Genomic DNA, 10238 nt, shown 5'->3' on the forward strand with positions numbered 1-10238 from the left:
CCTCGGTGTGGCGATGCTGCTGGTGTTCCTCGCCGCGGTCGTGGTCGTCCGCTCCCGCCCGGTGGTGCTCACCGCGGTGGTCACCGTGCTGCTCGGCGTGGCATCGCTCGGGACGTCGGTGGCGATCCTCGACCGCGACACTGGTGTTCCGCTGCCCTGGCGGTACCTCGTCGACCTGCCGCTGGTCGGTCAGGCGGAGGCAGGCCGGCTGGCGCCGTTCGTGGCGCTCGGGGTGGTGACCGTGTGGGCGCTGGCGCTCGAGCACCTCACCCGCCCCGGAGCGGGCCGGTGGCGCCGGGCCGGGCGCGCGGTCGTGGTGGTCCTCGTGCTCGCGGCGGCGGTCACCTGGGTGCCGGTGGACGACCAGCGCACGACCAGCGCCGATGTGCCCGGCTTCTTCACCTCGGGAGCGCCGGGGCTGGGCCCGGTGGCCGTCGACGGTGGCCCACCGATCGTCGAAATGGTGCCGCGACCCTCACAGGCCTGGCAGGGAGGCGGCGACCCGCTGCGTTGGCAGGCCCTCGCCCGGTTCTCGTACCGGCAGACCGGCGGCTACTTCATCGGTGGCACCGGGGCCGATCCGGTGGTCTACGAGGGCCAGGTCGGGGCGTTCCAGCGCGGCATCGCCGACGGCGGCCGTGGGGATGTGGCGGCGGCCCGCGCCGATCTGGCCGCCCGGCGGGTGAGCACGATCGTCGTGGTGCCCGGGGCGGTGCGCGACCCGGACGCCTCGTTGCGTTGGGCACGCGCCGTGGGCGGTGACCTCGGACATGACGAGAACGGGGTCTGGATCGTCCCGTTCTGTCCGGCCGGTCATTGCGGGCCCTAGCAGGCGGCTCCGTCGAGGTCCCGGCAGTCGCGGGTCGAGCGGTAGAACCCGACTATGTCGCCGGGGAGGACGGCCGGAGGTCGGCCCGTCCGCTCGTCGAGCATGAACAGCAGGGCCATCGTGCGGGTCCCCCCGTGGAACTGACCGACCTGGGCGGCCGAGAGACGTCCGGAGCCCACCTCGGCGTCGAGACGGGCGAGCGTGGACGTCTGAGTCCCGCCCGCATCCACCTGGAACGGCCAGTCGACCGGTAGGACCTGACGACCGGCGGCCAGGTCTGCATGCCAGGGCACCGTGCGGATCACCGGGATCGCCACGAGCGCGAACGCCAGGACCGCGACCGCAGACACTCGCGCGCCGGCGGGCACGCGCGGGGTGCGGGCCAGCACGTCGAGAGCCACCGCGGCGAGCAGTGCCGCCACGACCGCGACCGCGATCAGGCGTCGTGCTCCCGGCACGCCGGTCGACACGGCGTAGATGCCGGTCGCGACCACGGCGACCGCCGCCCACCAGCGCGCGGCCGGCCGAGCCGCGACCGCCACGAGGGCGCCGACGAGCATCAGTACCGCGACCCCTCGCCCGCCGAGCGTGGGCATCTGGGCGAAGTAGTAGTACGACGAGCCCGAGCTCACCGCGTATCTCGCCGCCTGCACGAGGTTCGACGGGACGGCCGTCACGTCGGCCCCCGCGCCGCCGCCTCCGGTGAGGAGCTGTCCGCCGTTGTGCCACCACGCGAGCGGCCAGAGCACCACGGCCGCACCCCCGAGCGCGGCGAGCCCGACGGCCAGCGCCGTCCGCGCCGTACGCACGCGGGTCACGGCGGCGACCGACGCGACCACCGCCCAGCTGAGGCCCGCGGTGTACAGCGAGATCGCGAGGCCCCCTGCGAGCAGGCCGAGCGGCCACCAGCGCCTGCTCGAGGTCACCACATAGAGCGCCGCCGCCCCTGCGACCACCTCGAGGCCGTCCTCCGTCCCCACCCACGAAACCACCGAGACGCCCGGGAGAACCGCGACCAGCACCCCGGCCACCACCGCCGGGAATCGTCCGCAGCCGAGGCGCCTGCGTGCCGCGAGGTAGATCAGCGGTGTGATCAGCGCGGTGGCCGCGGCCTTCCACTTGCGGGCGTACAGCAGCCCGTAGTCGGGATCGAGGTGTCCGGCGAGCCAGTAGAAGACCTGCGAGGCGGCGTTCGTCGAGTACATCGAGGGCTGCCAGGCCATCGCGATCGACATCGCGTCCCGGTGTGTGATGGATGCTTCCTCACCGGTGATCACGCCCTGGGCCGAGGCGGCGGCCCCGAGCCACAGGAACCACCCGGCCGCCACGACGTAGAGCCCGAGCGCCAGCAGCAGGTCCGTCCGCACCTCGGTCGCGAACCCTCGCCCCGCACCAGCCGCATGAGAGGGCATCGCTCGACCTCGGCCTTGCCCGATCGGTGTCACGCCGGCCATCGTCATGGGCCCTCCGCTCCGCGAGCGGCGACGAGCGCCGCCTGCTGTCCCGCGAGCTGTCGGTAGGCCATCAGAGCTGCGACGCCGAGTGCGGGCGCGAACGGCATGAAGATGCGGGACTCCTCGACCCGGCCCACCACGAAGGTCGCGGCGAACTCGATCAGGAACCACGCGACGACGAAGGTCAACGGTGGGACGGCCCAGTTCCGGGCGGCGAACAGCGCTGGCGCGAGCAGCGCTGGCGCGAGCAGCAACGCCCCGTAGAAGGTCATGACCATCGCCAGGACACCCGGTGTGAGATTGAACGGAAGCTGTACGACGCCCTGCTCGCGTGCGTGATGGTGGTCCACCCAGGGCATCAGGGGCCGGTACTGGTCCGGGGCGATCGCGGTCCCGTCGATGGTCGTCTGCGCGACCCACGTCGTGTAGCCGAACCCGGCAAGCCCCTCGATGAACCATCGCTGCCGGATGCGGAGGAAGCACCCTATGAACACGGCGATCCCGACCGCCGTGGGCACCAGGCGGATCAGGCGAGGGTCGTCGACCCACCGCCTCCACCGGGTCCGTCGGGATGCCCGGTCCTCGCCCCGCCGCGCCAGCAACGCCCCCCGCGTCATGAGCAGAGAGTGCCGGACCGCCTGTCGATCACCGCACGCGGCCGCCCGGGCGCCGTCGCGATCACTCCCTCGTGGTGAGCACGATCGTGTCCGGGCCGCGGTTCGGGCTGTCGATCGGCCACACCCGGACGACGCGGCCCGCCGGAGTCCCGGACGAGCCCCAGGTCAGGCGCCACGGGGTCGAAATCGCCGGAACCGACCGACGGTGGACGGTGCTCCAGCGCATGAGCTCCGCCCGGAGACCGCCCTCGGCCGCCCGCTTCGCCATCACCGCGTCGGTCTGTTCCGGCTCGGTGAGGAAGTCCAACACCGGCACCGTGCCGTAGTAGGCGAGCGCACCCACTTCGCCGGGCCCCTCGACGGCCTGCCCCCCGGTCAGTGGACCCAACTCCCGGGCGATGGCCGCGTACTGCTCGGTGCGGGCGTAGTTGGCGACCAGCGGCGCAGCGGTCCATGGCAAGGGACCCGAGGTCAGCAGACCGAGGAGACCCAGCCCGCCGACCGCGACGAGGCCGCCCACCGCGATCGTCCGACCCACCGCAGCGGCGGTGAGGCCGACAGCAGCGGCGGAGCACGTCACGATCGGCGCGTAGTACCACCCGGCGCCCTGCGCATGGATGATCTGGAGAGCGAGCAGGTGGGCCCACCCGGCGGCCACCAGCAGGAGGACCGTCCTTCCCCACGGCCGACCGCGGTACCGCACCGCCCACGCCGCGCATCCCAGGGCCAGGACCACCGGCAGGAGGCTCCCGATCGCGGCCGCCGGGTAGAGCCGCACCCACACCGCGACGGCCGGGATGATGCTCGGGCCGCTGCGGTCGCCCGTGCGGACCCACGTCGTGTCCGGCACGGCGTCGCCGAGGTCGAACCACGACCACACGTGCCACGGCAGCGCGACCACCGCGGCGATGCCGGCGACGGCGAGGAGATGGACCGGGCGCCGCCGGTTCCCGGCCGCGTCCGGGACGACCACCAGCGCGAGAGCGAGGACCGCCGCGGGGACCGTGAGGTCCGGTCGAGTGAGCACAGCGGCCCCGCAGAGCAGCCCGCACACGACGGTGCGGTGAGTGGTGCTCGCTACCGCCACCCCGAGGAGGACGACCGAGCCCACGCACGCCTCCAGTCCGACGGTCGCCACGAGCACCGGTGAGGTGGCGATGATCGCGACCGCGAGCCACCCGGCGGTGGGTGACAGGTCCACGCGGCGGGCGAGTGCGGTCGCGAGCCATCCGCATCCGGCGAGGCAGACACAGAAGACGATTCCCGCGACGAGGACGGGGTGTCCGACCAGGGCGATCCCGGCAGCCAGGATCCAGGCGTTGAGCGGGCTGGTCTGCGTGTTCGCCGTCAGCCCGGGGAACGCGCCCCAGGTCCCGGACGCGGCGAGGGTTCGGGCGTAGCTCACGGTGATGAGGGCGTCGTCCCCGAGCGCTCGGTGCATCAGCCAGAACGCCACCGCTCCGGGTGCCGCGCCGGCCAGGGCGCCGACCACCCCGGCCCGCACGGACGCCGGCACCCGCGTCACCCTGTGGTCGGCCTCGATCAGCCCCCCGGTCAGCGTCATGGCGCCAGAGTGCCGTGCGTGCGTCGGCACGGGGGCAGGAAGGGGGGCGTGTCGTCGAGGTCCGACCGACCCGGCGAGTCACTCCGGGTCGTGACGGGGGTCCGACCCGGCGAAGGCTACCGTGTCGTCACACCGAGAAATCGGCCGAATTGGACCCGTGCCAACGAGAACGTGGGGTTTCGAGCGGTCGTTCGCAAGACGCGCAAGGAGGCCCGGCCATCGGACGCACGGAATCGCCCGCCGTGAACGACCTCGTCATCGTCCTGACGTACTACACCCCGTACGTGTCCGGGCTGACCAACGTCGCCCGGGATGTCGCCGAGGGCCTGGCCGCCCGCGGCTGGCGGGTCTGCGTCGTCGCGAGCAAGCACGAACCGTCGCTACCGACCCACGAGACGATCAACGGTGTCCGGGTCGTCCGCGCTCCGGTGTTGGCCAAGGTCGGCAAGGGGACGATCGGGATCAACCTGACCCGGATGGCTCTCCGGGAGATGCGGCGCTCGCGGGTGGCCAACCTCCACCTGCCGTTGATCGAGGCGGGTCCGCTGACGCAGCTGGCTCCCATACCGGTCGTCTCCACGTATCACTGCGACGTGAGCCTGCCGCCCGGCCTGGTCAATGTCGCCCAGCGCGAGGCGGTGGACGGGTCCAGCCGGGCCGGACTGCGCCGGTCTGCCGCGACGATCGTGACGAGCGAGGACTACGCCCGCCGGAGCCGGCTGTGGCCGGTGATCGCGCCGAACATGGTGGCGATCCCGCCGCCCTGCATCCCGGTCACAGCCGGCGAGCCGACCTACCGCCGGGGCGATGGCTTCCACGTCGGCTTCCTCGGCCGGATCGTCGAGGAGAAGGGCGTCGAGCACCTCGTCGACGCATTCCTCGCCCTCGATGATCCCGACTCCCGCCTGCTGATCGGCGGCGACCACAGCGGCGTGGCCGGCGGCAGCGTCGTCGACCGGGTGCGCGCGCACGCCGGCGGCGACGACCGCATCGAGTTGCTCGGCTTCGTGCCCGACCAGCGGCTCGGCGACTTCTACGCCTCCATCGACGCGTTCGCGCTGCCGTCGGTCAACGCCTTCGAGGCGTTCGGGATCGTGCAGGTCGTCGGGATGCTCGCCGGTGTCCCCGCCCTGGTCAGCGACCTTCCAGGGGTCCGCGTGCCGGTGGAGCGGACCGGGTTCGGCGCCGTCGTCCCCCCCGCCGACGTCCCCGCCCTGCGGGATGCGCTGATCCGGGTCCGTGACACCCCGCCCGACGCCGAGGCGGGCCGCGCAGCGGCCGCCGCGACCTTCAGCGTCGAATCCGTGCTCGACGCCCACGAGGCGGTCTTCACCAAGGCCGCCGGCTGATGACGACACCCGTGGAGAACCGCCCGTGACCACCGACCGCGACACCCCCGGCGACATCGCCGATGTCTCCCGCACCTGGACGAAGCTCGGCGGCGAGGACCCGATGTGGGCGGTGCTCACCGACAAGGGGAAGAGCCGCAATCGTTGGACTCCGGCGGACTTCCTCGCCACCGGGGTCGACGAGGTCGAGACCGTGATGTCTCGTCTCGGTGAACTCGGCCTCGACGTCGGCCGGGGGCGTGCCCTCGACTTCGGCTGCGGCGCCGGTCGCCTCTCACACGGCCTGGCCTCGGTCGGGTTCGGCGAGGTCCTCGGCTGCGACATCTCACCGACGATGCTCGACAAGGCGCGGGAGATCGTCCCCGATCCGGCCTGCCGGTTCGTGCAGGTCACGGGTTCCGACCTTGCGGCGGTCGAGTCGAACTCGGTCGATCTCGTCTACTCGTGCCGGGTGCTGCAGCACATGCCGCCGGACCTCGCCCACGGCTACGTCCGCGAGTTCTGGCGCGTCGCCCGGCCGGGGGCGGTCGTGGTGTTCCAGATGCCGACCGAGCCGTCGTCCTCGGTGGCGGGCCGGGTGCTCGGCGCTCTGCCGACACCCGTGGCCCGGATGCTGCGGCGTGGGATGGAGATGCACGGGACTCCGGAGTCCCGCGTGCGGGAGCTCGTGGAGTCGGTGGGTGCGCGGGTCGTCGCCGCGGACCCCGACTCGAGTGCGGGGACCCGGTGGGACGGTCGCCTCTACATCACCACGACCGCCTGACCTCGAGTCCTCTCACGGGCGGACCACAGCCTCCGGCCCGACGGGCTCGGAGAACGTGGTGTTCGGTGCCGGCGTCCACCCCGGCACGACTTCGTCGTCCCGGATCATCGTGTAGCGACCGCTCGGGAGCGTCCCGCGCAGGGTGTAGACCTGGATGCCGGCCACGGCCGGGAAATCGGTGAGCCGGGCGGACAGCTGGGTGACGGCCGAGTCCCGGTAGCTCTGCATGTACAGCCCACCCCGCCCGGGCTGGAACGCGCTGTCACCGACACCGTCGAGAGGCTCCTCGCCTCCGGTCACGGCGGCGGACACCGGCCCGTTCACGCCGTCGGCCTGGACCGGCTTGGCGAGGCAGGGGAACAGGAACGCGAGCGACCAGCCGACGGCGGTCGCCGACCCCGGCGGCACGATGGTCGCGAGGGGCACCCACCGTTGGAGCGCCGGTGCCGTCACGGCGGTCCACCCCGCCGGGCCGTCCGAGGTGTCCGAGGCGACCACGCGAACGACCGTGGCGTCGCGCGGCGGAGCCAGGGGACCGTCCAGGGTGATCGACCGCCACTGCCGGGCGTCGACCGCAGCGCCCTCCTTGCCCTGACCGAGCCCGGGGAACGCCGCGACCGGGGTCGGAGCCCCGGATGGGGAGAGCGACGCGTACTCGACCCGCACATCGTTGCCATTGCCTGTCCGGCCGGACACGTAGAACGACATCACTCGCGCGCTCGTGTCGGCCGGGAGGGTGTACCAAGGCGTGCTGAACGTGCCCGAGCCCGCTCCGTCAGGAGGATCGGCGCCGTCCTGACCCGGGCGATGGCTACCCCAGGCGGGAACGGCCGCGGTCGGTGGCGGACTCGAGGGCGACCAGCCGCCCGCCACGAACGGGCCACCCCCGGAAGCTCCGACGATCGAGGCGACCGGCAAGGCCGTCGCGGAGCGGGGATCGAGAGCCTGCACCGCGTGCTCGGCGCCGCACCGGTGGGCCAGCGGGTCCGCGACGGCGTCGGCCCACGGGGAGTACGTCCCTGCCGTGCGCTCCGCCGCGAGGGCGAACCCGCCGAGCATGTATCCGGTCGTCGCGAGGAAGCCGACACACACCACGATCGGCAGGGCCACCCAGGGCGCGACGCCGGCCACGCTCGGTGTCCGCCGCCGGGTGACGACGACGACGGCGGCGGTGACGAGCGCACTGCCGATCAGCCACCACACCGGCTGCCCCAACTTCACGATCGAGACCTGAGGCGGGGTGAGCGGGTGGGGTAGGCCGAGGAGCCACGAGTACGGCCACGAGTTGATGCCCTGTCCCGCCAGGGCGATCAGCACCGAGACGCCCACCAGCGCCCCGACGGCGAGGGGGCGGCTGATCGCGCGTTCGGCCGATCGCGTGCGGGCGATCCCCGGGCCGAGGACGATCACGGCCGCGATCAAGACTGTGCCGACCCCGGCGAGAGCACCGAAGTGGTGGGTCCACTTGCTCGGCGTCATCCAGAGGAGCAGGAAGCCGAGGACCGTGGTCGACAGGGCGAGTCGGAGCTGCGCGGGCCATGCGCGGCCCCGATCGGACATCGCCGCCACGAGGTAGCCCAGGATGGCGAAGAGGGTCAGCAGGACCGGCAGACGCTTCGCGTAGTTGCCCTGCGCCCCCGGCTTGTCCAGCAGGTAGTACCACCGGACGATCTCCGTGGACCACGTCTCGGGGTACTGCATGCCCAGGAAGATCTGCTGTGCTCGGGTGAAATCGCGCAGGGAGCCGTCGGCGAACGCGAGAAGCCCGACGACGGAGCCTGCGGCGAGGACGGGCACGATCGCGAGCAGCCGTGCGCGGGGGCCCCGTTCCCCCAGCATCCGCCATACGGCGGGAGCGGCCGCGAGAACGGGCGCCAGGGCGACGAATCCCGCCGTCCCGGCCGTGAAACCGATCCCCGCCGCCCCGACGGCGAGGGCGGCCGGCAGGACACGCCGCTGCTCCAGGGCGGTCGTCAGTGCCACCAGGCTCACCATGACGCACGCGGCGACCACGGCCTCGGGCCGGACGCCCATGTCGTAGGGCAGCCACCACCCGAGGAAGACGATGCCGAGGGTCGTTCGGAAGGCCAGCCGGAGCCCGCGGCTCGTCGTGTCCGGTGGCACCAGTGCCCGGGCGAATACACGCACCATGAGCCACGTCAGCAGGCCGAGCGCGAGGGCCGGGACCCGCAGGAGGACGGGCGCCGTACCGACTGCGTCCTGCCACCACCCCAGGGCGTAGTAGATCCACGTGAACGGTGTGAACGACTGGTTGAACAGCTGGAAGTAGTTCGCGACGTACCCGGAGTGCGACACGTTGGTCGCCATCGCGGAGTAGTACCCGTCGTCGTCGGTCATCGGGGCGAGGAACAGCCAACCGACCATGACGAGGGGGACGATCACGTCGACGACGCGAGGTCGCGGGATGCGGAATCGCCGTGCGAGCGCACGGTACGGACGGTCGGCCACCCACAGCGCGATCAATGAGACCGCGCCGGCCAGCACCAACAGAGCGATCGCAGCGAGCTTCACCGGCGTCGGAGCGGTGGCGCCCTGGTCGTCCAGTGTCAGGCCGACGTGGATGCGCGAGCCGGTCCCCTCGAGGCCGGTCGCGAGCGCGTCGACGTCGGGCAGCGCCTCGCCGGGCAGTGTCCCGACGGTCACGCCGTCGATCTGCATCCTGAGCCCGGAGAGATCGCCGTGCACGGAGACATCGCACGCCCCGGACGGCAGCGGGCCGTCGAAGAGGGTGGCGCCCCTGCTGGTGACCGCCAGCCGGTCGAGGTCGGCCGTCGTGCTGAGGGCCGCCTTCTGCGCGTCCGGGAATCCGGGCGGGGCCGTGGAGAGCACGAGGCCGCCGGGCTTCGAGGCGGCAGCTCGCGCATCCGCGCAGGAGAACCCCACGTCGAGGGCGAGGGGACGTTGTGCGGTCAAGCCGAGCCCGGTCGACTGCGGGGCCCCGGGAACCTGGGGCCAGCTGACCACGGGACGGTCGACCGATACCGGGAGCAGCGGCAGCAGGACGGCGCAGACCATCGCGATGGCGCCGGAGACGGCCGCCAGGACGATCGCCCGCGGCCACCGCTCAGCCCTCACGGTGGGCGGCCGCTCGTCCTCGCTGTAGCTCCCCCCGGGAGCCACCTCTTCCGCCACCGAACCGTCGTGCGACGTCGAGGTCACCTGATGATCTCCAGGTTTCTTGTGCCATGTGAAGTCGCGGAAAGCGAACGTAGCAACCCTAAACGTGATCTTCGGAGAGAGGCGGCCGTCACGATCGGGCCCACCGCGCGTGTGCTCGCCGCCGTCTCCGTAGCCTGCGCGCCCGGGGGAGACCATGTCCGAGAACTGGGGGTGTCGACCGGAAGGAGCGCACGATCGACTCTGTCCCGGACTGCCGTCCCGGCTCTGTCGCTTCGAGGACCTACCGCCCGCCGCAGGGCATCGTCCCCGCTCTCGGCGGTGGACTCGCCGCTGTCGTCGTCTGTCTCCTGCTCCAGGGCGCGATCAGCCGCCTGCGGATTCCGTTCCCCACCTACGCGGCGACGGCGGTCGCGGCCACGGTCGGGACGGTCGTCGTCGGAGTCCTGGTGTGGATCGCGGCGAGTGAGCGCCGCGCCCGGTCGACCACGGCGACGCTCACCGTCCCCGGTCTCCTCGCGGCG

The 10238-nt window shown here is 72.6% G+C and carries 7 protein-coding genes; 3 read left to right on the plus strand and 4 right to left on the minus strand.

The window, feature by feature from the left end; all coding sequences use genetic code 11:
• Positions 1-829 (plus strand): hypothetical protein (locus tag VGH76_RS27515; protein ID WP_331559952.1); only part of this gene is annotated, 829 nt, incomplete at its 5' end.
• Here VGH76_RS27515 and VGH76_RS27520 read toward each other — a convergent pair.
• The 3 genes from VGH76_RS27520 to VGH76_RS27530 form a co-directional block, all read right to left on the minus strand.
• A complete protein-coding gene (locus tag VGH76_RS27520; RefSeq protein WP_331559953.1) occupies positions 826-2196 on the minus strand; it encodes a hypothetical protein in 1371 nt (456 codons plus the stop codon). The genes VGH76_RS27515 and VGH76_RS27520 overlap by 4 nt on opposite strands.
• An 89-nt stretch (positions 2197-2285) precedes the next feature.
• Complete coding sequence (locus tag VGH76_RS27525; protein WP_331559954.1) at positions 2286-2801, minus strand: hypothetical protein; 516 nt, start codon at positions 2799-2801, stop codon at positions 2286-2288.
• 160 nt (positions 2802-2961) lie between these two features.
• Complete coding sequence (locus tag VGH76_RS27530; protein WP_331559955.1) at positions 2962-4464, minus strand: hypothetical protein; 1503 nt, start codon at positions 4462-4464, stop codon at positions 2962-2964.
• Between the two features lie 242 nt (positions 4465-4706).
• Here VGH76_RS27530 and VGH76_RS27535 point away from each other — a divergent pair, with 242 nt between their 5' ends.
• Together VGH76_RS27535 and VGH76_RS27540 are read left to right on the plus strand one after the other, a co-directional pair.
• Positions 4707-5813 (plus strand): glycosyltransferase family 4 protein, encoded by a 1107-nt coding sequence (locus VGH76_RS27535; RefSeq protein ID WP_331559956.1) that lies wholly within the window; start codon positions 4707-4709, stop codon positions 5811-5813.
• Between the two features lie 25 nt (positions 5814-5838).
• On the plus strand, positions 5839-6576 hold the full coding sequence (locus VGH76_RS27540; RefSeq protein ID WP_331559957.1) for a class I SAM-dependent methyltransferase: 738 nt from the start codon (positions 5839-5841) through the stop codon (positions 6574-6576).
• A 12-nt stretch (positions 6577-6588) separates the two neighbouring features.
• Here VGH76_RS27540 and VGH76_RS27545 read toward each other — a convergent pair whose 3' ends face one another.
• Positions 6589-9672, minus strand: a complete 3084-nt coding sequence (locus VGH76_RS27545) for an arabinosyltransferase domain-containing protein (protein ID WP_331559958.1) — start codon at positions 9670-9672, stop codon at positions 6589-6591.
• Between the last annotated feature and the right edge of the window lie 566 nt (positions 9673-10238).

This window comes from Actinomycetospora sp., from assembly GCF_036497585.1.
Classification (GTDB): domain Bacteria; phylum Actinomycetota; class Actinomycetes; order Mycobacteriales; family Pseudonocardiaceae; genus Actinomycetospora.

Coding starts and splice junctions, on each gene's coding strand:
- VGH76_RS27530 (WP_331559955.1), bottom strand. CDS start 4,464: ATGACGCTGACCGGGGGGCTGATCGAGGCCGACCACAGGGTGACGCGG.